Consider the following 25802-nt stretch of genomic DNA (forward strand, 5'->3'; position numbering starts at 1 on the left):
CCCTGCTCGTTTGGAAGTAAAGAAGTAGTCTCAGCAAACTCGATCTCCCCCCTCATCTAAGGTGAGTCACTCTAACTTCAAGCCAACTCGTGGGGAGAGGGTTAGGGTGAGGGGAGTTGCACCGCTCCCGTCATCCTACCATTTTGGCGCATTTCACCTCAGCGGCAAGCGCCTCGCCGGGCTTTATGCTATCTTACGCGCCAGAAAACCCTTTCAGAGAGCCCGTCACGGTGGAAAAAAAGAAAAGTTTCCCGCAGCAGAAAAGCGGCCTGCATCCGCGCAATCGCCATCGCTCACGCTATGATTTCCCTACCTTGATCGCCACCTGTCCGGGATTGGAACCCTTTGTGAAGCCCAACGCCTGGGGCGATATCTCGGTGGATTTCGCCGATCCTGCCGCGGTGAAAATGCTCAACCGTGCCTTGTTGATGCACTTTTACGGCATCGAACATTGGGATATCCCGGCTGATTATCTTTGCCCACCGATCCCAGGGCGTGCTGACTATCTGCATCACCTGGCCGATCTGCTGGCGACCAGCAACGGCGGCGAGATCCCGCGTGGTAAAGGCGTGGCGATCCTGGATATCGGCGTGGGGGCCAACTGTATTTACCCGATCATCGGCCAGCGCGAATATGGCTGGCGCTTTACCGGCTCGGAAACCGATCCGGTCTCGCTGGGGGCTGCCAAGATGATTGTGGCCATGAACCCGACGTTAAAAAATACCGTGCGCCTGCGCCAGCAGAAACAGCTGGAGTGTATCTTCAACGGCATTATCGGCGTTGCCGAGCGCTTTGATGCCACCTTGTGTAACCCGCCGTTCCACGGTTCCGAGCAGGAAGCGCGCGCCAGCACCCGCCTCAAGTTGCATAAGTTGGGCAAAGGGGCGGTGGCAGAAAAGCCGGTGCAGAACTTCGGTGGCAAGAACAACGAACTGTGGTGCGAAGGAGGCGAAGAGGCCTTTGTTCGCAAGATGGTTGAAGAGAGCGTCGGCAAAGCCAAGAACTGCCTGTGGTTCACCTCGCTGATCTCTAAAAACACCACGCTGCCTGCCATTTATTATGCGCTCAAGCAGGCTGGGGCCGCTGAGGTGCGCACCATCGAAATGGCACAGGGGCAGAAGATTAGCCGCTTTGTGGCCTGGACCTTCCTTGATGCCGAGCAGCAAGCCGCCTGGGCGGCAGAACGCTGGCAGTAATTGCCCGACCGTTGCCGGCGAGATCGTGCCGGCAACGATTATTTATTCTGTCGTTCCTTTCATTCTGTCTGGCTTGCGTTATCCTCAATATTGTTAATAAATTCCCACGCTGCTCATTAGTTAAAAAAACAATAATTACCTAGCTTAATAACCGTTTTTATCCAGTTAATCTGGAGCATTATCGTGCGCAATGTTCAGGGCGATAGCGCGCTTACTGGCGAGCAATAGATGCAGAAAAAATAGAGAGTGCTTGCCGTTAACTCCATCTGCCAGAAGGATTTACCCGATGTTTTTAAACCTCCGTCAGTCAAGCAGCCCGTGGCGTGCCGAATTGGACGCCATTGAAGATGCGGTAGCGATGATCGTATTTAAACCCGACGGCATCGTATTACGTGCCAACGATCTGTTCTTGCAAACTATGGGGTTTGAGCGCCAGGAAGTCATTGGTCAGCATCATCGTATTTTCTGCGATCAAAGCTATGTCGCCAGCCCGGCCTATCAGCGGCATTGGCAAAGGTTAAATAGCGGCGAGGCCATTACCGATAATATCAGGCGTATTCGCAAGGGCGGTGAAGTGGTCTGGCTGCAGGGAACTTATACCCCGGTGTTAAATAAGCACGGTGAGGTGGTGGAGATCATCAAGATCGCCAGCGAGGTGACCAGCCGTATCATTCAGGCCCAAGAGCATCAGAGCCTGTTAACGGCGCTGAATCGCTCAATGGCGATGATCACCTTCTCGCCAACCGGCATTATTCTGGATGCCAACGACAATATGCTCGATCTGATGGGCTATCGGCTGGAAGAGGCACGCGGCCAGGCGCACAGCATACTTTGTCCGCCGGAGTTCGCCGACTCTGACGAATATCATCAGCACTGGCAACGGCTGGCCCAGGGGGAGTTTTTGACCGGGCGTTTCGAACGCCTCAACCGGCGTGGGGAGCGGGTATGGCTGGAGGCCAGCTATAACCCAATCATCGACAATGAAGGGCGGGTATTAAAGGTGGTGAAAATTGCCCAGGACATCACCCGCCAGACTTTCCAACAGCAGCATGAAGAGGAAATGGTGCGAAATGTTCACCATCTCTCCATGGGGACCGATAAAACCGCGGCACAAGGGGCGATCATTGTTCAGCAGGCGGTGCAGGGCATGCAGCAGGTAGAGGTGGCCGCGCGGCAGACCTCGGACGTGGTCAGCGACTTGGGGCGCTGTTCGCAACAGATTGGCAATATGGTTGAGGCGATCCGCAAAATTGCCGCCCAGACCAATCTACTGGCGATTAACGCCTCGATCGAAGCGGCGCATGCGGGGGAGCATGGGCGCGGTTTCTCGGTAGTGGCTAATGAGGTGCGTACCTTGGCCGAACAGTCCCGTAAGGCGGCCAGCGAGATTGAGCAAGTCACCAAAACCATTCAGCAAGGGGTAACGGCTGCAATCAACAAGATGGTGACCTGCGTGGAACAGGCGGGCGGCGGCGTGGCGCTAGCCAAGGATGCCGGGGAGGTGATCAATCAGGTCAATGTGGGCATGCAGGACGTGGTCAAGCTGATGCAGGCGTTTACCTCGGTCAAACAGGGTGATGTGATCCACTGAGGTTCTGTATCTGAGGCGGTTAAACGGACGCAGCATCCAGCGCCTCTTAGGTCGAACACGTCATTGAGCAACATTGTCATCAATAAAAAGCCCCTTTCGGGGCTTTTTATTATCGCTTCAGGAAACGTGCTGTAAGAACTCGCGCAGGCGTGGGCTTGGCGGGTTGTTGATCAGGTCATGAGGGTTGCCATCTTCGGCGATCCGGCCTTTGTCGATAAAGATCAGGCGTGAGGCCACTTTTTCGGCAAAGCCGACTTCGTGAGTCACGATCACCATCGTCATGCCTTCTTCGGCCAAATCCTGCATGACCTTCAGCACCTCGTGACGCAATTCCGGATCGAGCGCCGAGGTTGGCTCATCGAACAGCATCATTTTAGGCTTCACCGCCAATGCCCGGGCGATAGCTACACGCTGTTGCTGCCCACCCGAAAGCTCGGAAGGGTAGTGGTGAGCACGTTCGGCCAGGCCCACCTTGGCTAACAGCACGCGCGCATACTTCTCGGCTTCTGCCTTCTTCATACCCCGAACGCGGATCGGGCCGAAGGCCACGTTTTCCAGCGCCGTTAGGTGTGGGAACAGGTAGAACTGTTGGAACACCATACCGGCTTCCTGACGGATCAGGCGGTCATCTACCTTCGGATCGTTCACCCTCAGGCCGTCGACCACCAGTTCACCGCTGGTGATCTCTTCCAGCTTATTGATGCAGCGCAGCAGGGTTGACTTACCGGAGCCAGAAGGCCCGATGATCACCACCACTTCACCCTGTTTGATGTTCAGGTCGATATTGTGCAGCACCTGGGTCTGGCCGAAGTGCTTGGAGACGTTTTTAAATTCAATCACAGGATTTTCATCCTTCTTTCCAGACGACGCAGCACGAAGCTAAGCATCAGGGTAATAATCAGGTACACCACCGCAACGGCGCTCCAGATTTCCAGCGCGCGGAAGTTACCGGCAATAATTTCCTGCCCTTGTCGGGTCAGTTCCGCTACCCCTATCACGATGAACAGCGAAGTATCCTTGATGCTGATGATCCATTGGTTACCCAACGGCGGCAGCATACGGCGCAGTGCCAACGGCATAATCACATAGCGGATGGTCTCGCGGCGTGATAGACCCAGCGCCAGCCCGGCCTCACGGAAACCGCTGTGGATCGACAACACTGCGCCACGGGTAATTTCCGCAATGTAGGCGCCCGAGTTGATCATGATGGTGACCACGGCGGCGGTGAAAGGATCGATGCGGAAATCGCTAAAGGCCATGGGCAGGGCGAAGTAGATAAACATCACCTGTACCACAATCGGCGTACCGCGGATCACTTCAATAAATACCAGTGCCACATGGTTGGCGATCCAGCCGCCATAGGTGCGGGCGAAACCGGCAACCAGGCCGATGATCAGGCCGCCAATCAGACCGAGGACCGAAATCCACAGGGTCATCTTGGCGCCTTCTAACAAAATTGGGATGGCGGGCCAAATGGCGCTCCAGTCGAATTGCATAGTGTTATCTCCCGGTGATCCAAGCAAGGGGATCAATAAACAACAAAGCACAGGGGGCGGGTACACCTCCCCTGTGCTTAACTAATAACTTATTGGCTTATTAACTTCATCAATTACTTAGGTTCGGTACCAAACCATTTTTTGTAGATTTCGTTGTAAGTCCCGTTGTCGCGCAGCGTTTTCAGTGCGGCGTTGACCTTTTCACGCAGCTCGTCGCTGCCTTTCGGGAAGGCGATGCCATACTGCTGGGCTTCAAGGGAATCGCCTACGGTTTTGAACTTGCCAGCGCCTGCAGTTTTGATGAAGTACAGGATGTTTGGCGTATCGTGCAGCACGGCGTCAGCACGCTTGGTGCCCAGTTCCATATAGGCGTTGTCGATGTTCGGGAACTGGCGCAGATCTTTGGTTTTGATGTGCTGCTTGGCGTAATCTACCGAGCCGGTGCCGCTCTTCACTGCCACAACTTTGCCGTCCAGATCCTGGATGCCTTTCACGCTGTCGTTGTTAGCGTTGACCATCACCAGCAGGCCGCTTTTGTAGTAGCCATCGGAGAAGTCGATCGCTTTTTTGCGTTCGTCGGTAATGGTGATACCGGCCAGCGCCAGATCGACGTTCTTGGTTTGCAGCGCAGGAATGATGCCGCTAAAGTCCATTGGCTTCAGGGTGTAATCCAGCTTCAGCTCTTTGGCAATCGCCGCCCACAAGTCGATATCGAAACCGACGTATTGGTCACCTTGTTTGAATTCAAACGGCACGAAAGCGGTGTCCGTGGCGACAACCAGCTTATCTGCTGCGTGAGAGCTAACGGCGAAGGCCAGGGAAAGTGCGGCCAGGGAAACTTTAAAAATAGACTTCATGAGAGGAATTCCTGTACAGGTTGCGGATTACCCATTTTTTATGTTGCATTTTGTGCTATGGAAGAATCGTGCCAAGTTTGCAATCATTATAAAAACAAGGGGTTGCGTTGTGATGTTGAGTTTGGATCGCCAATTATAATTTTTATGCACCACTGGTGGGCACCAAAATGGTGCAATAAGACCGTGGTGGTGCATCTGAGCTATCATCAACTAAACAATAGCCGGGAAACAACCGATAATTAACAATTATCGATCAATAATGATAACTAACTCTAACTTTATAGTCATAGTCCGATTTCATTTGGTGCAAACAGGCGTGTTTTGGAGGGAAGTTAGTGTTAACGCAGCTGGCTGTCTTTGCTGCCCCGGCGATTGAATAGGCTGCTGGCAGCCTGTTTTTTATCCATTTCAGCCTGGCAGTTAACACAATAACGCACCCCTTGCAGCGCCAGACGTCGGGCTTCGGGGATCTCTGTGCCACATTCCTGGCAATAGTGTTCGCTTTCGCCGTGGCCGAGCGCCTGACGAGCACGTTGCACGGCATCATCTACCGTTGAGTCGATTTGATCCTGCACCGCGCCGTCCGCAGTCCATCCGCCTGCCATGCCCACCTCACTATTGAACCTGTGAATGCTTGCAATCCTGATTGGATTATAATCAGTGTAATCCAGCCTATTTTTTATACAACTCGGCTTGCAGATAAAAAAACAGGTTGGGGCAAGGCCCACAACCTGTTGTTTCACGTAAAGACGCCTGCCTTATTCGATGTTGGATTCGATAAACCACAGGAACTTGTCCAGATCGCGCGATGCGGCGGTGAACATGTCTGCGGTGTCTTCATCCGGAACTTCTGTAATGGCTTGGCGGATGTCGTTGGCGACGGCTGCATAACGATCGGCCAGCGCTTTCAGGTGATCTTGCACGCTGTGAATATTGGTCGGATAGCTTTTCAGCGGGGTTTTGTCATTCACCACCTGTACCGTACCCAGCGCAATGCCACCGAGCTGTACGACACGTTCTGCAAAAGTATCTTGATGGTCGGTGATGGCGGTGCGGAAGCCGTCGAGCATTTCATGCACGGCAATAAAATTGGCACCACGCATGTTCCAATGCGCCTGCTTGGTGATCAACGACAGATCGATGAACTGCACAACCTGACGGTTCAGCGCCTTGATGGCGGCCTGCTTGGTTTGCTCATCCACGTCATTACGGGTGTACAACAGGTCAGAAGATTTCGTTTTCACCAGTTTAGCGGTACTCATATAGATATCCTCTTCTTGATGGGTGTAATCCTATTTTGTTACGGGAGAAATTATAGCAGCTTAAATTTATTTTGCAGGGCGAAAAGGGCGATTAAATAAATAGGTAATAACCGCTGGATATTTTTATCAGAAAGGCGTATGGCATATTTTATGATTCGTGAGGTGTTGATAAGAAACATTTTTTAAGCTTTTAGAGGATAAGGGTTGAGATCCCCCACTAATAATAGACACCGATTGAAGGGATATTTCAATGCGTAATTATTGCAGGGTGTTTCTGAGTGTTGAAATAGAGCTTGTTTTTTCCATTAATTCATATTGATAGCCAATTATCCCCAGGGTGCGCGCCGTAACTCTTTTTGTACAATCACAGCTTGATATGGATCGAGTCTCTGTTGAGTAAGGGCGCGAGTATTTTGACCGTATCGGTCTGCGTCTTGCCCTGGATAATATGCAGCGCAGCATGGCGACCTATTTCGTAATGCGGCAGTTGTACCGTCGAGAGCGGCGGTAAGAATAGTTCACCAATGCCAACCATATTGTCGTAACCCACGACCGCCACATCTTGCGGGATGCGCAGGCCCTGCGCCAGTAGCGTCTGATAGACCATAAAGGCGATACGATCGTTGCCGCAAATGACCGAGTCGAACATCGGATTACCCTGCTTGATATGCGCCAGCACAATGGCTGGGATATCACGGTAGTGCTCATCGCCATGCTCCATATAGACATGCATGAGGGCGTCAGGGTTGATACCTGCTTGCCGGCAGGCGCGCTCCAATCCCTGACGGCGGCGCAAGGTGGCAAGATGGTGTTTTGGCAGATGCAGGCAGAGTGGTTGACGATTACCTGCCGCGAGCAGAGCCTGCACCGCCTCGAACTGACCTTGTTCGTCGTCTGGAATGTAGCTGGCCACCGGATCGTGCAAACTTTCACAGTTGGCCAGCACGCACGGGAGGGTGAGCAGTTTGGGCGGCAGTGGCACCTGACGTAGCCCCATGGTGGTGTAGATGATGCCGTCTGGCCGGTGTGAAAGCAGAAGGTCGACAATGGTATCTGGGTTATCGTCAGAGAACATATTTACCACGAAACTGTTCCAGCCATACGCCCGGGCGGTCTCTTCGATCGACAGAGTGATTTCCACCGAGAATGGTGTGGTAACAGTATCGAGAGCCAGCACCCCGATAGTATTCGGCGTAGCATGAGCACCGCGCATTTTTTTCGCTGACAAATCGGGAACGTAATTGGTCTCATTGATGGCGATCTGCACGCGTGCCAGGGTCTCAGGCTTTAGCCTTTCCGGGCTATTGAGCGCGCGGGAGACCGTCATGAGCGACACATTGGCCAGTTTCGCCACATCCTTCAGAGATGCCATATCTATTACTCCCGTCATTACTTTCAGGTAACAGGCTATACGACGAAGTTACTGATGTAAAAGGTTCAGCGGCTATTCTGTCGTAGAAAGCGAAAGAACCGTAGTGAGTAATTTTTGATCTCGATCTCACTTTTTTAATGTTAACGTTAACTTTTGTGATTAACATCATGAATCTCAGCAAAACGACAAGCGCTTTTTTATTTGTTAACGTTACCATGCTGGCATTACTCCAATACGAGAATGCCATAATGAAAGCGCATCACTCTCATAGCTACCCACTACTCAGTGCATTACTGTTCTTCTTTTTCGTGTCCTGGTCCTCTACTGGCTCTTTACTCTCTATCTGGTTGCACCAGGAAGTGGGGCTTAAAGCCGGAGATACCGGTATTATCTACGCGGTGTTGTCCGTCTCCGCGCTACTGGCGCAAATCTTCTACGGCTTTATCCAGGATAAACTCGGCCTGCGTAAAAACCTGCTCTGGACCCTTACCGGGCTGTTAATCCTTTCCGGGCCTGCCTATTTGCTGTTTAGTTATCTGTTACAAATCAATATATTGCTCGGAAGCCTCTTCGGTGGGATCTATATCGGTATAACCTTCAACGGCGGTATCGGCGTACTGGAATCGTATACCGAACGCGTGGCGCGCCAGAGCCAGTTCGAATTCGGCAAGGCGCGGATGTGGGGATCGCTGGGTTGGGCAGTGGCGACGTTCTTCGCAGGGCTCCTGTTTAACATCAACCCGAAGCTCAACTTCGCGGTCTCCAGCTGTGCCGGGCTGGTGTTCTTTATCCTGCTGGCGCGGTTGCGGGTGTCTTCTGCACCGCACGCGATGCAGGAGGCGGTGTCCGGTGGCAAAGTGAAGCTGGATGACGTGCTGCGTCTGCTGACGTTACCGCGCTTCTGGGCGCTGGTGTTTTTCGTCATCGGTACCTGTATTTACGGCGTTTACGATCAGCAGTTCCCGGTTTACTTCTCTTCACAATTCGCCACGTTGCAGGAAGGCAACGCCATGTACGGTTATCTCAACTCATTCCAGGTGTTCCTCGAAGCCGCCGGGATGTTTTGCGCCCCGTGGTTAGTGAACCGCATCGGCGCAAAAAATGGCCTGATTTTCGCCGGGATGGTGATGGCGTTACGTATGGTGGCCTCCGGGCTGGTGGAAGGGCCGCTGCTGATTTCCATCACTAAACTGTTGCACGCGGTAGAGCTGCCGATCCTGCTGGTCGCTATCTTTAAATACAACAGCTTGAATTTCGACAAACGCCTGTCTGCCACCCTCTATCTGGTGGGGTTCGCCTGTACCAGCTCGGTTATCGCTTCGGTACTGTCGCCGCTGGCAGGCTATAGCTACGAAAAATACGGCTTTGCCCAGTCTTATCTGATTATGGGACTACTGGTGTTCTGCACCACCTTTATCTCCATCTTCCTGTTGCGCTCCAGTAAGTTATCTTCAGATCCTCTGATGTCGCAACCTTCTGCTATATGATTGAAAAGAGTAAAGAATATGACGTATTCAATATCCAAGGCTGAACAGGAACTGCAGGCTAAACGTGAAACGCTGAACTTGCGTTGGTATCCGCGCTACCATCTTGCCGCGCGCGCGGGCTGGATTAACGATCCTAACGGTCTGGTGTGGTTTAACGGTTGGTATCACGCTTTTTACCAGCATCATCCGTATTCCACGCAGTGGGGGCCGATGCACTGGGGCCATGCGCGCAGTAAAGATCTGGTTCATTGGGAGCACCTGCCGGTCGCGCTGGCCCCGGAAGGCCCGGAGGATAAAGACGGCTGTTTCTCAGGCTCGGCGGTTGTTGATGGCGACACCCTGGCGTTGATTTATACCGGGCATAAATTCCATGGCGACGCCAGCGATGAGGCTAACCTTTATCAGGTGCAGTGTCTTGCGACTAGCCGCGACGGAGTCTGCTTCGAGCGTCAGGGGATCGTGGTGGATACTCCGCCGGGCCTGCACCATTTCCGCGATCCGAAGGTGTGGCGTGAAGGGGATAGCTGGTACATGATCGTCGGCGCTCGCGATGGCGAGACCGGCCAGGTGCGCCTGTATCGTTCCGCCGACCTGCATCAGTGGCACGATGCCGGAGTCCTTGATGAGGCGGAAAAAGAGATGGGTTATATGTGGGAGTGCCCGGACTTCTTCACCCTCGAGGATAAACGCATACTGATGTTTTCTCCTCAGGGGATGGCGGCTGAAGGTTTCAACAACCGTAATCTGTTCCAGAGCGGCTATCTGATTGGTGAATGGCAGCCGGGGCAGCCGTTTGTTCGCAAAAGCGAGTTTATTGAAATCGACCACGGTCACGATTTTTATGCACCGCAAAGCTTCCTGACTCCCGATGGCCGCCGTATCGTTATCGGCTGGCTGGATATGTGGGAATCACCGTTGCCCGAACAGCAAGATGGCTGGGCGGGAATGCTTTCTCTTCCGCGAGAACTGAGCCTCGGCGTAGATAACCGTCTGCAAATGCGTCCGGCCAAAGAGGTAGAAGGTCTGCGTGGCGCGTGGTTCCCATGGCCAGTGAGTACGTTGAAAAATCAGCAGACCACGATGGTGGAAAACTGCGAGGCGATGGAGGTGATCCTAAACTGGGATTGTGCTAACAGCAGCGCAGAACAGTATGGCATCAGCTTCGGCGACGGTCTGCGCGTGTATGTTGACGCGCAGATGCAGCGTCTGGTTCTGGAGCGCCGTTATCCGCAGCATGGCCTGTGCGGGGTACGAAGCGTACCGTTGACAACCGGAGCATCGCTGAAACTGCGGTTGTTCTTTGATAGCTCTTCAGTGGAAGTTTTTGCCAATGATGGTGAAGCGTGTCTCAGCAGTCGTATTTACCCGGACGCTGCGCGCCGTGAGCTAATGCTATTTGCCTGGAGCGGTTCGGCCTCCATATCCGAGGCGGGGGCCTGGCAGCTCGAATAATCTATTTTCATATGTAAGGGATGTGGAAAACAAATTTTGTGCACACTTGTACCGCATCCCGAATTCTTCAAGTCATAGGATTTAAATATTTTAATAACCCGTTTGGTGTGACGGGGTAATTGTTGTCGTCATCATCGAGTTTCACCCATAAATATAAATTAAATAATAATGGATTAACGATGAAAAATAATGATGGTTTACATGTAAAAAAAATCCGGGTCGGATGTTTGCTCACGTTTTTAGCAAGCGCTTGCGCGAACGCCCAAGCACCTCAATCTATTGAGGAGCGTTTGGCGCACCTGGAACAGCGACTGAAAGAGACCGAGCAGCGGGCCGTCCGTGCGGAAATGGAGATTCGTGCGCTGAAACGGCAGGATACACCGGTAACGATGGCCAACGCGACGCCAACCAAGCCGGCATTACAGCTTAATGACTATGGTGAATTAAAATTCTATGGTGACGTTGAGTTTAATATGGATGGCGCTAGCCGTACCGGCAGTCTGACCTCGTTGAAAACCAGCGCTAATAAAAACTGGGCGCCGGGCGATAAAGAGCGCTGGGATATTAACGGGCGTATCCTGCTTGGCTTTGATGGATTACGTAAAGGGTCGAATGGGAAATATGCCGGTTTCAGCGTGCAGCCGCTTGCGGATATGAATGGTAAAATGAATCTTGATGACGCGGCATTTTTCTTCGGCCAGCAGGATGACTGGAAGATTAAAATGGGTCGTTTTGAGGCCTTTGATATGTTTCCGCTTAATCAGGATACCTTTATTGAATATTCTGGTAATACGGCCAACGACCTGTATTCCGACGGCTACGGTTACATTTACATGATGAAAGAGGGGCGTGGGCGCAGCAGCAGCGGAGGCAACTTCCTGCTCAGTAAAACACTTGATAACTGGTATTTTGAAGTGAATACGCTGGTGGAGGACGGTAGTTCGCTGTTTGTCGATCAGAACTATCACGGCAACGCGCTGGATAGCCGTAAAAACGTGGTTTACGTGCGCCCTGTAGCCGCGTGGCAATCCGGAGAGTGGTCGGTGGCTGCAGCGCTGGAGAGCAACCTTGTTAATAATGCTTACGGCTATCAGAATCAGCAGGGCCTTTGGGTCGACCAGTCCAGGCGTACCGGCTACGGTATGACCATGAGCTGGAACACGCTGAAAACCGATGCGCAGAACGGGGCGGTGGTGAACTTGAGCACCGCATATCTTGATGCGACGGATGAAAAGAACTTCAGCGCAGGTATCAATGCACTATGGCACCGCGTTGAGCTGGGCTATATCTACGCGCATAATAAAATCGACCGTTTCAATATGGACAGTGTGAATGCTGAATGCGACGGCGATTGCGCGATCCTGGCACCAGGAAACTACGATATCCACACCATTCATACTTCCTGGCAACTGCCGAATATAATGGATATGCCAAACTTTAATACCTACCTAGGGGCTTATGCTTCCTGGCTGGATGCTTCGACGATAAATCCAGGTGACACCGATATGCGCTATGGCATGAGGGTGCGCTTCAAATATTTATTCTAAAATTGGGGGGTTAAGGAAACACTATGAAACTGTGGACAGTTGGCGATGCGGTAATCGATTTATTACCTCAGCCAGATATGCAATATAAAGCTTGCGCTGGTGGTGCGCCGTTAAATGTTGCTGTGGGTGCAGCTCGTTTGGGATGTGATTGTGGTTTTATTGGCAGAGTCGGTGATGACCCATTTGGCCACTTTCTCCAGCAAACACTCTATTCAGAGGGAGTCGAAACGCAGCATATACAATTTGATGAGCAATATCATACCAGTACCGTGCTGGTAGCGCTGGGGAATGATGGCGATCGCAGTTTTACATTTCTGGTAAATCCTTCTGCCGACCAGTTTTTATCCTCTAAAAATCTACCCGATTTTGATGATGATATATTGCACTTTTGTTCGTTGGCTCTGGTTGCCAAGCAGAGCCGGGAGACCTTGGTCAAGGCGATAAGTTTAATAAAGCAACGCGGTGGCATCTTGAGCTTTGATGTCAATCTGCGGGAGAAAATGTGGGGGAATCCACAGGAGATGCTGGCAACGGTAACTGAATTTGCTCATCAGTCCGATATTTTAAAACTCTCAGAGGAAGAATTATACTGGATAACCGGTACGACTCATTATGAAAAAGCGTTGGAAAGAGTTAAGCGATTTCCTTCTAGCCTTAAAATTGTCACCCGTGGTATCCAAGGGGCTATCGCCTTATGGCAAGACCTGGTCATACACGTAGACTCGTACAAGGTGAACAGTTTAGATACGACGGGGGCAGGAGATGCCTTTATCGCTGGGCTGTTGGCAAATATCTCTCTTGGAAATGGTTTGCTTGATTTTGAACAATTGAAATTAGCCCTGACGCAAGCCAGCGCCTGTGGAGCGCTGGCGACGACACAAAAAGGAGCTTTATCAGCATTACCCGATGCGGAGGGTGTCAGAAGTTTTATTGAATCTGAGCATAGACTGACATTTAAGGTTAATTCTCTAAACCCTCATGAGTGAAATGCAGCAGACCTATTGTAATATAAGATGTCTATCAGTCAGTTAAAATGGATATCGACGGAAAGCATGAAAATAAATGTGGTGGGCACCAGCGGCAGCGGTAAAAGCACCGTTGCCCGCCAATTGGCGCAAAAGCTGACCGTACCCTATATCGAGATGGATAAGCTTTACTGGCGGCCAAACTGGCAAAATGCCTCAGATGACGAGTTCTTGCACCTGGTCAAACAGGCGCTGGTATCAGCCCCTGCGGGCTGGGTATTGGATGGCAACTATACCCGGACCAAAGCCGTGAAATGGCGGGATGTTGACTGGGTTGTCTGGGTTGACTACGGATTTTGTCGCACGCTGTGGCAGGCCGTTCGTCGCGCATCGGTGCGGGCTTGGTACAAGACTGAGCTCTGGTCCGATACCGGCAATTGTGAGAGCTTTCGCTGCTCTTTCTTTAGCCGTGAGTCGATCATCCTGTGGACCATCAAAACCTACCGCAAGAATCGTATAAAGTATCTGGCAGACCAGCAGGACCCAGCCAATCGCCATATTCGTTTTATCCAACTGCGATCTCCGGCGGAAACAGCGGCTTTTCTGGCTAGCCTCTGTTAGCGGGCTTTACTCGATTCAGCTTTTTATGTTCGCCATGCATGAGCCTCTGTTTCAGGCTGAATCTACTTCAGCTTGAAACACGATCTTCATCTGATTAATTTGTCAGCTAAGCTTCAATGCTCATTATTTTTCTCGCTGTTAGTCACGGAATTTTTGTTTTTCCCATCCTCATTGTAGAAAAAGTGACCCTCATCGCATTTTAAAATGGGCTAAGAACTTAGTTTGTGATGGTTTTGCTAAAACCATTCAGCTAATCAGGAAGGAATAATAAATGAACAAGCTTACTGTGCTTTCGCTCGCTATCTCTTTGATTTCTGGGTATGCCGGTGCTCAAACTATCGTATTGACCGACAGTGAGAACGGTATTGAACTTGGCAATTGGCGGATTGACAGCTCACAGCTGAAAATCCCCGCTCCGCGTTTCAGCCTGCAACAGCAAGTCTTGCATGGTGGCAAGCAAGAGGGATCGAAAGTCCTTACCCTGGCCAGTGAGGGGTTGACCATCACCCTTAGCCCAACGCGCGGTATGGATATTCTGCATGTCAACGGCTCCGGCGTAAGGTTGGGATGGGATTCGCCGGTGACTGAGGTGGTCAACCCGGCTTATATCAACCTTGAGAGTCGTAACGGGGTGGGTTGGCTTGACGGTTTTAACGAAATGATGGTGCGCTGCGGCTACGAATGGACCGGGCACCCGGGCGTAGAAAACGGCACGCTGTATACGTTACATGGCCGCGCAGGAAATACCCCGGCTTCCAAAGTGGTAGTAGATATTGCTGAAAAAGCGCCTTATGAAATCCGTATCCGCGGTCTGCTGAAAGAAAATACCTTTAAGAAAAGTAATCTGGAAACCTGGACTGAACTGCGTTACGTCCCCGGCACGCAGCAGTTTACGGTTCACGATCGTCTAACCAATCGTGCTGACTATCCTCGTGACTATCAGATCATTTATCACAGCAACTTCGGTAAGCCACTGCTGGAAGAGGGCGCCGTGTTCAGTGCGGCAATCAAGGAGATTTCGCCGTTTAATGATTATGCCAAGGGCGGTTTGAAAGATTGGCATACTTACCAGGGGCCTACCAAAGGCTTCGATGAAATGGTGTTCAACATCGTGCCTTACAGTGATTCGCAGGGTAAAACTCTGGCGATGATGAACAACAGGAAAGGGGATCGGGGAGTTGCAATTGGTTTTGATACCCACCAGTTGCCGGTTTTGACGTTGTGGAAAAACACGGATACTGAACGTCAGGGTTATGTTACCGGGATTGAGCCCGGGACCAACTACGCGTATCCGGTAAAAATCGAACGTGAGCAGGGGCGAATCAAACAGTTACAGCCAGGGAAGAGTACCGATTTCGAGCTGACTTACACTTTGCTGAACAATGCTGAACAAGTAAAAGAATACCAAAACAAGATAAAAACGCTGCAAGGTGACCGTGACGTTAAACTGGTCGATACTCCAATTGCGGTGGAATAGCGTCTGGTGAGGGGGGAGCCGGTCAAGCGACCGGCTCTTTGGCGTCAAAGCAGCAGTTCGTAGTGGACTTTCACCACCACTTTCTTGATGTTTTTCGGCTCAGTTATCTGGCAGCCGGGTTTGTGCGGCTCCAATGGGAAGAAGATTACATACATGCCCGGCATTAGGTTCAGGGTTTGCGGGCTGCGTTTGATATCCAGCCATTGCAGATCTTTGCTTTCATCGTAAAGATCGTTGCTTTCCCAACTGTCTGGCAGGCCAAAATCGATCCGCTCTTCGCCGCCGATCAGGATCTGGATATCCAGATATTCCTGGTGAAGCTCGGCGCGTTTGCTTTCTGCTGGCTCTGTCATCAGCTCCATCACGTTCATAAACACTCGATCGCCATCGATCTCGTGCCGGCCCAACGGCAGGCTAGGCAAATCATACTGACGTACGGTATTGAGGATATTGGCTAAAGCGGGTGAGAGACCACGTCCGAAGCGGGGGTTGTACAAACTGCCATAGATCATCCTGATTCTCCCTAATAAAAAAGACCTGCTGAGAGTATGTCTATTATTGTTCAGGAAAAAAGTTAACTGGCTTGCAATCATGCAACCTTTTGAGCGTGGCGCCGGGGACTTGCCGCCAGGCGCCAACGGGCTCATGAGAGGCTTTCAACCTGTGGCTTGGGTTTGATGGTTAACGTGGCTCCCATGGAGGCGGTAATGATGGCGGCCAATGCCAACCATTGTGTTTGGTTAAGATGTTCGTTGAGGAAGATCATGCCGGAAAGGGCTGCCATTGCCGGTTCCAGACTCATCAGGGTGCCAAAGGTACGGGCAGGGATCTTGGGTAACGCGATAATTTCCAACGAGTAAGGCAAGGCGGTAGACAGCACCGCGACGGCCAACGCCACCGGTAGAATATCCACGTTCAACAGTGCACTGCCGGTTTGCCAGGCACCGATCGGGCAGAACACGATGGCGGCGATCAGTGACCCCACGGCTACGGTGCCAGGCCCGTGATCTCCCCCGGCCTTCTGGCCGAAAATAATGTATATCGCCCAGCAGGCACCGGCACCCAACGCACAGGCTGCCCCCACGGGATCGATACTGCCCATATCGTGGCCAAGCGGCAGCAGAAACCACAAACCGGCAATCGCCAATGCCACCCAGATAAAATCGATGGGGCGGCGGGAAGAGAACATTGCCACCGCCAGCGGACCGGTAAACTCCAGCGCCACCGCAATGCCCAGTGGCACCGTGCGTAATGAAAGATAAAACAGGTAGTTCATCGCCCCCAGTGACAGACCATAGATCAGCAATGGCAACCGGCTACCGGCGGCGAAACGCATGCGCCACGGACGGAAAATGATAAACAGGATCAGCGTACCGATGCTCAGGCGCAGGGTGGTGATGCCTTCGGCACCCACCAGCGGGAACAGGCTTTTGGCTAATGAAGCCCCGCTCTGGATCGAGATCATTGCAATGATCAGTAAACACACGGGCACCAGCGTGGAAGACGCTTTAGTGGTTACAGACGAAGACATCCTTTCTGGCCTTATGGAACTCCCCAGCGTCTGGGAAGGTATTGAGTACAGGTGTTGCACAGTGTAAAGGAATTGACAGCAAGGTGTTGGCGAAAAACGGGGGGCCGAGTTGAATCTGTCAAAAATATGCGCCAACTTGGTTCAAGCAACCAATAAGTGCTCTTTTTTTAAGAGTATTCTGGATCTCGGATAGGTGATTAGCGTCACAAAAAGGAGTATAATTCGGGAAAAATACAGGAAAATTAGCATGCTATAGTGTTCTTGAAATCTTCTGTTACACGATACAAAGATTTAGACACTCATTTAAAGGCAGAGTTTCACGCTAATTTTTGCTATATTTTCAATGTATGAGAAATTGAAGCACTTTAATAATAAAACGCGTTTGAGGTGGTTATGAAAAAAATTGCATGTCTTTCCGCAGTAGCAGCTTGTGTATTGGCCGTAACAGCAGGTACCGCATTTGCTGGTGAGAGCACCGTATCCGCTGGCTATGCCCAGGGCGATCTCCAAGGCGTTGCCAACAAGGCCGACGGTTTCAACCTGAAGTACCGTTACGAGTACGACAACAGCCCACTGGGTGTGATCGGTTCTTTCACCCACCTGGAAAAGAACGGTTCTGAAGACGGCTTCTACAACAAAGCACAATACAACTCCATCACTGCTGGCCCGGCTTATCGTTTCAACGATTGGGCGAGCATCTACGGTGTGATCGGTGTGGGCTATGGTAAGTTCACTTCCAACGCTCAAAACGGTACTGACCACAACAACACCAGCGACTACGGCTTCACCTACGGTGCTGGTCTGCAGTTCAACCCAATGCAACAGGTTGCTCTGGACGTGGGTTACGAGCAGAGCCGTATCCGCAGCGTTGACGTTGGCACCTGGAACGTGGGCGTAGGTTACCGCTTCTAAGATTTCCCCATGCCTTCGGGCATGTGCGTGTGACCCTGTTGGTCATGCTCAATGAAAATCCGCCTTTTAGGGGCGGATTTTTTTTTGCCGGTAACAGATCGAAACCGCAGACAAACGTGTTAATCCATCGATTTATTTGGCTTGCCCAATTCCGTGGTCGGTTGCATTGAAAAACGCGCCGTACGGGGATCGCGCTCATATCCCTGTGGCTCGGTAAGCAACCCATAGAGCTCTGGCCGACGGCCATGGATCCAACGCCGCCCGCTGCTCATGGGGATTAGGCTCAGATCCAGATCGGCGGTGACCATGGCGTCCTGCGCAGCCCAGGTCTCTGACAGGATGCGGCCATAAGGATCCAGCAGCATCGCATTGCCGGTGCGCACCTCATCATCGTCTCGCCCCACGCCGTTGCTGAACAAAATAAACAGGCCATTATCATGGGCGCGAGAAGGCAACCAGCGCAGAAGCCAACCGCGGCCAGTGTCGCCGCGAAAAGCCTCTTCGATCGCCGCCGGATTTTCTTTACGTTGCTGCCATAGCGCCAGCGGTATCGGCTTCATGCCGTGCGGGCTGCGTGAATTTGTCCCCCCCGTCTGGTGAGGGGCGAATAGAATATCGGCACCCAGCAGCGTAGTGGCACGGGCGTTCTCCACCAGGTTGTTGTCCCAGCAGATCAGGATCCCCATGCGTACGCCCCAAGGGGTGTCAAACACGGTATAACTATCGCCTTTAGCGATGAGCGGATGTTCAAAAGGATGGAGCTTGCGGTGCACATGGGTTTGGCCATCTGGCAGGCAAACTGCATAAGCATTGTACAGCTGGCCGTCTTCACCCAGCTCAATCAGCCCAACGCCGATGGCCATCCGATACCGCTCTGCCAGTGGGCGGATGCGCGCCAGCGAGGGGCTGGTGGCGATAGGCTCAGCCAAAGCGGTGATTTCGCTGTCGGCCAGATGGCGTACGTGCCAATAACCGGTAATGCACATTTCCGGGAAGGCGAGGACCTGCACGTTGTCGGCGGCGGCCTGGACGATAAAGTCTTCCATAACGCCGAGATTGTAGTTCTTGTCGTTGGCGCGGTGTTGAAATTGTACCGACGCAGCGCGAAGGGTGGTGGTCATAGCAAGCTCCTGTGGGTTTTTTGTTCGCTAATTACAGCAGCCGCATCGATTACTGTATAATCAATTAAAATCCTCTTTTGATAACTTAATGGAATGGATAATCGTCAACTACGTGCCTTTGTCGCGTTGGCCGAACTGGGTCGCTATCACCTGGCCGCCGAGCGGCTGTGCATCACCCAGCCCGCGTTGAGCAAGCAAATTCAAGCCATCGAACTACAACTAGGCACCCGCCTGTTTGAACGGGGTCGCCAAGGTGCACAACTGACGGCCAACGGTGCTGCACTGCTCCCCAGAGCGCGGGAATTATTGGCCCAACACGAGCAGTTTCATCTTTATGCGTTGCAGCTAGTGAAGGGGGAAACCGGGCGTCTGGCCTTAGGCTTTGGGCTTTCCAGCTTTCATCTGGCCCCGCAACGGGTGGCAGCATTTCGCCAGCGCTTTCCTGCGGTGGTGGTGGGCCTGGAGGATCTTCCTTCGGAACGGCAATGTCAGTTGTTGCTAAGCGGCGATCTACAGGCTGGCTTTGTGCGCTTGCCCGTTGTTGCTCCTCTGCAGGTACTGCCTTTGCTGAACGATCGGCTGGTGCTGGCCGCGCCGCGAACGATGGCGTTGCAGGCGGAGAACCTGTTGGCGGATTTCCACCGTTTTCCTCTGTTGCAGTTGGAACCTTCGCGTGGCCGAGGGTTGAGTGAGCAGGCGCTGCGTTTTATTGCCGCTCAGGGGTTGCGGGCCAATGTGGTACAGCAGGCAGAGGACATCCAAACCTTGTTGGCGCTGGTGGCGGCGGGGATAGGCGTGGCGCTGTTGCCGCAAAGCATTGTGTTTATTGCTCCTGCTGGGGTCGATATTCTACCGTTAAGCGGCGAGCAGACGCAGTGGCAGGTTGGGCTGGCTTGGAACCCGCAGCGGCCTGATGCGCTACGGGATAATTTTATCCAGGGTATCTTGGAATCAGAGCGGTCGGTATAACACCACCGTTGGCAACTGGTGGTATTCGCTGCGATGGCTTGCCACAAAGCCGACCTTTTTTGCCAGGCCAAGCGAAGGGCGGTTATCTGGCGAGATGATACAAACGACTTTGTCCTGTGAGAAATTCTCTTTGGCCCAGACCAGCGCGGCATTCAAGGCTTCGGTGGCATAGCCTTTACCGTGCGCAGCCGTGATCAGCGTCCAGCCCATTTCGGGGACATCGAGTGCAGGTTGAATATTACGGTGAAAATCGGCGAAGCCAATCCCGCCAATATATCTGCCGCTGTTTTTCTCCCGCACCGCCCAGTAGCCATATCCCAGCAATTTCCAGTGGCCGATGTAGCGCAACAGGCGTCCCCAGCTGTCCTCCTTGTCGCGTGGCGTGCTGCCGATATAGCGCACCACCGCAGGATCGGCCCACATGGCGGCCAAATCGTCAAAATCTTCCAGCCGGTGGGCATCCAGGATCAGACGTTCGGTGATCAAGGTGGGGGCAACGGTGTGAGTGGTCATGGCTTCCTTCCTGAACAAGGGAAAAGGCGTTGCCGGAGCAACGCCTCAAGATACTCACCACTGTAGCCGAACTGCTTTGGCTCTAGCAATACCGGGAAGTTACACTACCAGCCACAGCAGCCAGGTAAAGGCGAAGCCACTTAAACCGAGCAGGGTGGTTAATACCGTCCAGGTTTTCAGGCCATCAGCTACCGACAGGCCAAGGTATTTGGTGACAATCCAGAAGCCGGAGTCGTTAACGTGCGATAAGCCCAGGCCGCCAAAGCAGGTCGCGAGCGTGACCAACACCAACTGCATCGGGTTAAGCCCGATAACCGCTTCGGACAGCAACCCGCCGGTCGTCAGAATGGCGACGGTAGCCGACCCCTGTGAGGCACGTAGTGCCAGCGAGATGATAAATGCAGCCGGGATCAGTGGCAGACCAATGGTGGTCAGCACATCTGCCAGCGCCTTACCCACGCCAGACTCAACCAGTACCTTGCCAAACACGCCGCCCGCACCGGTAACCATAATGACTACTGCCGCAGTCGGTAACGCCCCTCCCATCACATCGCTGGTGTGTTGCAGACTCCAGCCACGACGGATTGCCAGCAGATAGAACGCCAACACCAGGGCGATCATTAACGCTACGCCCGGTGAGCCGATTAATGACAAGGCATCACGCACCGGCGAACCTGCTGGCAGCAGGGTGGCAGAAACGGTGCCCAGCATAATGATGGCGATAGGAATAACGATCAGCGCGGTAATCAATCCGGCACTAGGAGGATTGATCCGATCGCTGAGTTGCGCTTTGCCTTCCGGTGCAGGTTCAGGGGCTGCCAGTTGCAGTTGTTCCAACACCTCAATGGAGAGTGGGTAGGCTTTACGGTTGAGATATTTTGCCGCGAAGTAACCGATAACGCCCACCGGGATACAGATGATCAGGCCGAGAATGGTCAGCCAACCGATATCGGCATTCAACAGCCCCGCCGCCGCGACCGGGCCTGGGTGCGGTGGCAGAGCTACGTGCACCGTCAGCATCACACCGGCCATCGGCAAGCCAAACTTCAACGGTGAGACTTTAGCCACTTTGGCAAAGCCATAGATGATCGGGGCCAGGATGATAAAGCCGACGTCGAAAAACACCGGAATGCCCAGGACGAACGCGGCACTGGTAAGCGCGGCAATGGTGCGCTTTGGCCCCAGCGCTTTGCTGAAACGCTGTGCCAGGGATTCTGCGCCGCCTGAATGTTCGATCATTCTACCCAGCATCGCACCCAGGCCGATGATAATGGTCACCGAGCCGAGTACACCGCCCATCCCGGCGGTCATCACTTTCATGACTTCACCGGTTGGGATCCCGCTGGCAAGCGCGACCAGTAGACTAACGACCAGCAGGGCGACAAACGGCTGAACCTTCGCCTTGATGACCATCAATAGCAGCAGTACGACACCCAGTACGGCAATGATCAGTAGCATAGTTGGAGACATAGCATAGCCTTTAATTCAGGTAAGAGTCCGGCACCGCGATCGCCCTAGGGCGATACGGGTGCGTTTATTTTTTATGTTAGTGAAACTGGTGTTGGCGCGACGAGTTCTTGATTACAGGTAAGGTTTCACCCAACCCAGACCCGCCGTCGTTTCTCCACGGGGTTTATATTCACAACCGATCCAGCCTTGGTAACCCACCTTATCCAGTTGGGCGAATAGCCAAGGATAATTCAGTTCACCGCCATCGGGTTCATTTCGGTCTGGCACCGAGGCGATCTGGATATGGGCATAGCGCCCGGCCAGTGAGGCGATCAGATTGCCGATATTGCCGTCCACCAGTTGCGCGTGGAAGAAGTCGAACTGAATAAACACGTTCGGGCGATCGATGGCGGCCACCAGCTCTGCCGCCTGATGCTGGCTGGAGAACAGGTAGTTGGGCTTGATCGGTGGGCTGAGCGCTTCGATCAACACCTTGATGCCGTGAGGGGCAAAGGCGTCGGCGGCGTAACGGATATTGCTGATAAAGGTTTCCCGATAGCGGGCAATATCTTCCCCTGGCGGCACTACGCCAGCCATCACGTGAACGCTAGGGCACTTGAGGGCGATGGCATATTCCAGAGCGCGATCGATATCCGCACGGGCATCCTGCTCGCGGCCGGGCAACGCCGCCAGCCCCCATTCGCCTGCACCCACATCGCCCGGCGCGGTATTGAACAACACCTGCTGGAGACCGTTTTGTTGCAGTTTCTCCGCCAGTAGATCGGCGGGGTAATCATAAGGGAACAGGAACTCTACCGCTTTAAATCCGGCCGCCGCAGCGGCATCAAAACGATCCAGAAACGAGTGCTCGGTAAACATCATCGATAAATTGGCAGCAAATTTTGGCATGCTTCAGCTCCGTAACTCGGCAATTTCATCATCGGTTAAATAGCGAATTGGGCGGTTGCCGAGGGTGAAAATCAGCTTGGCCGCATCTTCCATTTCTTCGGTATTGTTCGCGGCTTCCCGCAGGCTCTCGCCGGTGACCACGGGGCCGTGGTTCGCCAACAGGAAAGCCTTGTAGCTTGGGGCCAGCTTGCCCAGATCTTCCGCCAGCCGCAGATCGCCGGGGCGGTAGTAAGGCACCACCGGCACCTGGCCGACGCGCATCACCACATAAGGGGTGAACGGCTTGATGGCGTTTGCCGTATCCAACCCTTGCAGGCAGGAAAGCGCGGTCAAATAGGTGCAATGCAGATGCACTACCGCCTTGCACGCCGGGTTGTTCTGGTACAGCGCGCGGTGAAAGCTGATCTCTTTCGAGGGCTTGTCGCCGGAAATCCATTCACCACTCAGGCTGACTTTCGACAGTTTGTCTGCCTGCAACTCCCCCAGGCAAGAGCCAGTGGGGGTAGCCAGCAGGGTACCGTCTGGCAACAACAGCGAAAGGTTGCCTGCTGAACCGGTAGCGTAGCCGCGCTGGAAGAACGAAGCCCCCAGGCGCACCATCTCTTCCCTTGCCAGCCGTTCAGTGTCAGCGGTCATCGTCATACTGAAAACTCCGTTTGTGCTCTGGCGAAAAAGTTTTCATCGCCGAAATTGCCCGATTTCAGGGCCAGTGATACCGGTTGTTCAATTGCGCGTACCCAAGGCACACCTGGAGAAATACAAGGGCCGATATGGAAGCCGCGGATCCCCAACGCCTGGGTGACCACGCCAGAGGTTTCACCACCGGCGACGATAAAGCGGCTGAAACCCTGTTGTTGCAGGCGTTTAACCACTTCGGCAAACAGGGCTTCAACCGCCTGGCTGGCGGCTTCGGTGCCGTATTGCTGCTGGGTCTGTTGCAGTTGCTCCGGCTCGGCGGTGGCGTACAGCAATGGGGCCAGTGGCTGTGCGGCCTGTTGTTCAACCCAGGTGCTTAGCTCGGCGGCGTAGACGCTGCGATCTCCTGCTGTGATGCAGCGCGAGACATCAATACTCTGTGCCGGAGCCTGTTGGCGGTAGCGCGCTACCTGCTTGTTGGTCATGGTGGAGCAGGAGCCGGAAAGTACCACGGCTTTCTTTCCCTGTGGCGCTCCGGCAGATTGGGCTTTTTCCTCGCCCGGCTGTGCCCATTGGCGGGCAATGCCGATCGCCAGCCCTGAACCTCCGGTGACCAACTTCATGGTTTTCAGCGCTTCGCCCTGTGTCAGCAGATGCTGTTCGTTCAGGGTATCCAATACCACGTAGCGCACGCCAAGCTGTGCCAACTGTTGCAACTTTTCCTGCACCGCACCGGCTCCACGATCCATCTCTGCCGCGTTGACCAGCCCGCAACGCCCGCTGGCCTGGGCCTCCATCAGCCGCATCAGATTACTGTCGGTCATTGGCGTCACCGGATGGTTGCGCATACCGGATTCCGACAGCAACTGGTCCATCACGAACAGATAGCCTTGATATACCGTGCGGCCATTTACCGGTAGTGCAGGGGAAATCACCGTTTGCTGTTCGCCAAGCGCATTGAGCAAGGCATCGGTAACCGGCCCGATATTGCCCTGGGCTGTGCTGTCGAAGGTGGAACAGTATTTAAAGTAGAACTGGCGGCAACCCTGGCGCTGTAGCCAGGCTAAAGCCTGCAACGACTGCTCGACTGCCTGGTCGACCGGGCAGGAGCGCGATTTCAGGCTGATCACCACCGCCTGCGAGTCGACAGGGGTATCATCCTGCGGCACGCCATTGAGCTGGACCGTAGGCAAACCGTTTTCCACCAGGAAGCTGGCGATATCGGTGGCGCCGGTAAAGTCGTCTGCAATCACTCCGAGTAACATTATGAGTTCTCCTTATTCTTCGGCAGTTCGATCCCGGCGAAGATCTTGATCACTGCACTGTCATCTTCCTTACCGAAACCTGCGTTGCTGGCGGAGGTGAACATGTTGAACGCCGTGGAGGCCAATGGCAGCGGGAAGTGCAGCGCTTTGGCGGTATCGGCCACCAGCCCAAGATCCTTGACGAAGATATCTACGGCAGATTTTGGTGAGTAGTCGCCATCGACCACGTGGCGCATACGGTTCTCAAACATCCAGGAGTTGCCTGCGGCGTTGGTGACCACATCGTACATCACGTCCAGCGGGATACCGGCGCGAGCGGCCAGCGCCATCGCTTCGGCACCGGCGGCGATGTGTACGCCTGCCAACAATTGATGGATGATCTTGACCGTTGCCCCCAGGCCGATTTCGTCGCCAATGCGGTACACTTTCCCGGCGACGGCATCCAGCACCGGTTGCAATTGGGCAAAGGTGCTCTCACTGCCCGATGCCATCACGGTCATTTGACCCGCCGCTGCCTTGGCTGCACCACCGGAAACCGGGGCATCCAGCATTGGCAGGTTGTAGGCCAACAGTTTTTGTTCGATCTCTTTGGCATCCGCAGCCGCAATGGTGGAAGACACCATCACCGGCGTATTCGGTTTCAACTGTGCCGCCAGGCCGTTATCCCCGAACAGGATCTGTTTTACCTGGTTGGCGTTAACCACCAACAGCAGCACCGCATCCAGTTCGGTTGCAAAGTCTGCTGCGCTGGTGGCGGCCTGTTTGGCACCAGCTTGCTGTAGCGCCGCCAGTGCCTGTGGGTTGAGATCGACGCCATAGGTAGTCAGCCCGGCATTGATGCAGGACGTTGCCGCGCCCATGCCCATTGAACCTAAACCGACGATACAAACTGCGTAGTTTCCTGGTTGTGCCATGATGCACCTCTGTTAATTTTAGTGATTATTTGTTTTGATGTGTTAAATGTAAGCGTTATTGGCGTGGATATCGGTGATCGTCTTCACAATAATTAACAATGCAACGAACAGTCTAAAAAACGGTTACTCTTGCTAACATAATGCTTTTAAATGTTTTTTATGATTATGACCGGCTTCACAGCCTGAAAAGCTTTACTACCGTCGCATGAAAATTGACGTAAAATCACAATTATTATCATCGTAGTCACAGAGGGGGAACC

Annotated in this window: 25 protein-coding genes; 10 read left to right on the plus strand and 15 right to left on the minus strand. The window is 53.3% G+C overall.

The window, feature by feature from the left end; genetic code table 11:
• Positions 1-230 precede the first annotated feature (230 nt).
• Both rlmF and A6U95_RS27790 read left to right on the plus strand, forming a co-directional pair.
• Positions 231-1196, plus strand: a complete 966-nt coding sequence (gene rlmF / locus A6U95_RS27785; RefSeq protein WP_186530747.1) for a 23S rRNA (adenine(1618)-N(6))-methyltransferase RlmF — start codon at positions 231-233, stop codon at positions 1194-1196.
• A 286-nt stretch (positions 1197-1482) separates the two neighbouring features.
• The gene (locus tag A6U95_RS27790) at positions 1483-2787 is read left to right on the plus strand and encodes a PAS domain-containing methyl-accepting chemotaxis protein (protein WP_065686845.1); all 1305 of its coding nucleotides are present in this window, start codon (positions 1483-1485) and stop codon (positions 2785-2787) included.
• Between the two features lie 117 nt (positions 2788-2904).
• Here the strand turns inward: A6U95_RS27790 and glnQ are convergent, their stop codons facing one another.
• From glnQ to A6U95_RS27820, 6 genes are all read right to left on the minus strand, one after another.
• Positions 2905-3627 carry a glutamine ABC transporter ATP-binding protein GlnQ gene (gene glnQ, locus A6U95_RS27795; RefSeq protein WP_065686846.1) on the minus strand — a complete coding sequence of 241 codons (723 nt, stop codon included), beginning with the start codon at positions 3625-3627 and terminating at the stop codon, positions 2905-2907.
• On the minus strand, positions 3624-4283 hold the full coding sequence (gene glnP, locus A6U95_RS27800; RefSeq protein WP_021805129.1) for a glutamine ABC transporter permease GlnP: 660 nt from the start codon (positions 4281-4283) through the stop codon (positions 3624-3626). The genes glnQ and glnP overlap by 4 nt, the downstream gene beginning before the upstream one ends.
• 113 nt (positions 4284-4396) lie before the next feature.
• On the minus strand, positions 4397-5140 hold the full coding sequence (gene glnH / locus A6U95_RS27805) for a glutamine ABC transporter substrate-binding protein GlnH (RefSeq protein ID WP_021805128.1): 744 nt from the start codon (positions 5138-5140) through the stop codon (positions 4397-4399).
• A gap of 338 nt (positions 5141-5478) precedes the next feature.
• Positions 5479-5745, minus strand: coding sequence for a DksA/TraR family C4-type zinc finger protein (locus tag A6U95_RS27810; RefSeq protein WP_021805127.1), 267 nt, complete (start codon positions 5743-5745; stop codon positions 5479-5481).
• Positions 5746-5898: 153 nt separating this feature from the next.
• The gene (dps, locus tag A6U95_RS27815) at positions 5899-6402 is read right to left on the minus strand and encodes a DNA starvation/stationary phase protection protein Dps (RefSeq protein ID WP_065686847.1); all 504 of its coding nucleotides are present in this window, start codon (positions 6400-6402) and stop codon (positions 5899-5901) included.
• Between the two features lie 364 nt (positions 6403-6766).
• Entirely contained in the window at positions 6767-7774 is a 1008-nt protein-coding gene (locus A6U95_RS27820) for a LacI family DNA-binding transcriptional regulator (protein WP_065686848.1), read from the minus strand.
• A gap of 245 nt (positions 7775-8019) precedes the next feature.
• Between A6U95_RS27820 and A6U95_RS27825 the strand changes: the two genes are divergently transcribed.
• From A6U95_RS27825 to A6U95_RS27850, 6 genes are all read left to right on the plus strand, one after another.
• Positions 8020-9261: an MFS transporter gene (locus A6U95_RS27825; protein ID WP_065686931.1), complete on the plus strand. Its 1242-nt coding sequence runs from the start codon at positions 8020-8022 to the stop codon at positions 9259-9261.
• A gap of 18 nt (positions 9262-9279) precedes the next feature.
• The gene (locus A6U95_RS27830) at positions 9280-10713 is read left to right on the plus strand and encodes a glycoside hydrolase family 32 protein (RefSeq protein WP_065686849.1); all 1434 of its coding nucleotides are present in this window, start codon (positions 9280-9282) and stop codon (positions 10711-10713) included.
• Positions 10714-10892: 179 nt separating this feature from the next.
• Positions 10893-12260 (plus strand): carbohydrate porin, encoded by a 1368-nt coding sequence (locus tag A6U95_RS27835; protein ID WP_065686850.1) that lies wholly within the window; start codon positions 10893-10895, stop codon positions 12258-12260.
• A 23-nt stretch (positions 12261-12283) separates the two neighbouring features.
• The gene (locus tag A6U95_RS27840; protein ID WP_065686851.1) at positions 12284-13246 is read left to right on the plus strand and encodes an aminoimidazole riboside kinase; all 963 of its coding nucleotides are present in this window, start codon (positions 12284-12286) and stop codon (positions 13244-13246) included.
• A gap of 66 nt (positions 13247-13312) precedes the next feature.
• Positions 13313-13846, plus strand: coding sequence for a (d)CMP kinase (locus A6U95_RS27845; RefSeq protein ID WP_065686852.1), 534 nt, complete (start codon positions 13313-13315; stop codon positions 13844-13846).
• 271 nt (positions 13847-14117) lie between these two features.
• Positions 14118-15323, plus strand: a complete 1206-nt coding sequence (locus A6U95_RS27850; RefSeq protein ID WP_065686853.1) for an aldose 1-epimerase family protein — start codon at positions 14118-14120, stop codon at positions 15321-15323.
• 44 nt (positions 15324-15367) lie between these two features.
• On the opposite strand, the gene nanQ is transcribed toward A6U95_RS27850, so the two are convergent.
• Positions 15368-15835: an N-acetylneuraminate anomerase gene (nanQ, locus tag A6U95_RS27855; protein ID WP_065686854.1), complete on the minus strand. Its 468-nt coding sequence runs from the start codon at positions 15833-15835 to the stop codon at positions 15368-15370.
• 131 nt (positions 15836-15966) lie between these two features.
• Positions 15967-16854: a threonine/homoserine exporter RhtA gene (rhtA, locus tag A6U95_RS27860; RefSeq protein ID WP_065686855.1), complete on the minus strand. Its 888-nt coding sequence runs from the start codon at positions 16852-16854 to the stop codon at positions 15967-15969.
• A gap of 393 nt (positions 16855-17247) precedes the next feature.
• Between rhtA and ompX the strand changes: the two genes are divergently transcribed.
• On the plus strand, positions 17248-17766 hold the full coding sequence (gene ompX / locus A6U95_RS27865; RefSeq protein ID WP_065686856.1) for an outer membrane protein OmpX: 519 nt from the start codon (positions 17248-17250) through the stop codon (positions 17764-17766).
• Positions 17767-17885: 119 nt separating this feature from the next.
• Here the strand turns inward: ompX and A6U95_RS27870 are convergent, their stop codons facing one another.
• The gene (locus tag A6U95_RS27870; protein WP_065686857.1) at positions 17886-18887 is read right to left on the minus strand and encodes a nitrilase family protein; all 1002 of its coding nucleotides are present in this window, start codon (positions 18885-18887) and stop codon (positions 17886-17888) included.
• A gap of 93 nt (positions 18888-18980) precedes the next feature.
• Here A6U95_RS27870 and A6U95_RS27875 point away from each other — a divergent pair, with 93 nt between their 5' ends.
• Positions 18981-19856, plus strand: a complete 876-nt coding sequence (locus A6U95_RS27875) for a LysR family transcriptional regulator (RefSeq protein WP_065686858.1) — start codon at positions 18981-18983, stop codon at positions 19854-19856.
• Here A6U95_RS27875 and A6U95_RS27880 read toward each other — a convergent pair.
• The 6 genes from A6U95_RS27880 to ltnD all read right to left on the minus strand — a co-directional run bounded on the left by A6U95_RS27880 (position 19839) and on the right by ltnD (position 25542).
• Positions 19839-20369, minus strand: coding sequence for a GNAT family N-acetyltransferase (locus A6U95_RS27880; RefSeq protein WP_065686859.1), 531 nt, complete (start codon positions 20367-20369; stop codon positions 19839-19841). The two genes, A6U95_RS27875 and A6U95_RS27880, sit on opposite strands and share 18 nt — an antisense overlap.
• Before the next feature lie 99 nt (positions 20370-20468).
• Positions 20469-21839, minus strand: a complete 1371-nt coding sequence (locus A6U95_RS27885) for a GntP family transporter (protein ID WP_065686860.1) — start codon at positions 21837-21839, stop codon at positions 20469-20471.
• 111 nt (positions 21840-21950) lie between these two features.
• Complete coding sequence (locus A6U95_RS27890) at positions 21951-22727, minus strand: HPr family phosphocarrier protein (RefSeq protein WP_065686861.1); 777 nt, start codon at positions 22725-22727, stop codon at positions 21951-21953.
• 3 nt (positions 22728-22730) lie between these two features.
• A complete protein-coding gene (gene otnC / locus A6U95_RS27895; RefSeq protein WP_037375203.1) occupies positions 22731-23363 on the minus strand; it encodes a 3-oxo-tetronate 4-phosphate decarboxylase in 633 nt (210 codons plus the stop codon).
• A gap of 2 nt (positions 23364-23365) precedes the next feature.
• Entirely contained in the window at positions 23366-24628 is a 1263-nt protein-coding gene (otnK, locus tag A6U95_RS27900; protein WP_083196474.1) for a 3-oxo-tetronate kinase, read from the minus strand.
• Positions 24628-25542: an L-threonate dehydrogenase gene (ltnD, locus tag A6U95_RS27905; RefSeq protein ID WP_065686863.1), complete on the minus strand. Its 915-nt coding sequence runs from the start codon at positions 25540-25542 to the stop codon at positions 24628-24630. The genes otnK and ltnD overlap by 1 nt, the downstream gene beginning before the upstream one ends.
• Positions 25543-25802: the final 260 nt, after the last annotated feature.

It is taken from the genome of Serratia sp. 14-2641 (assembly GCF_001692375.1).
Lineage (GTDB): Bacteria > Pseudomonadota > Gammaproteobacteria > Enterobacterales > Enterobacteriaceae > Chania > Chania fonticola_C.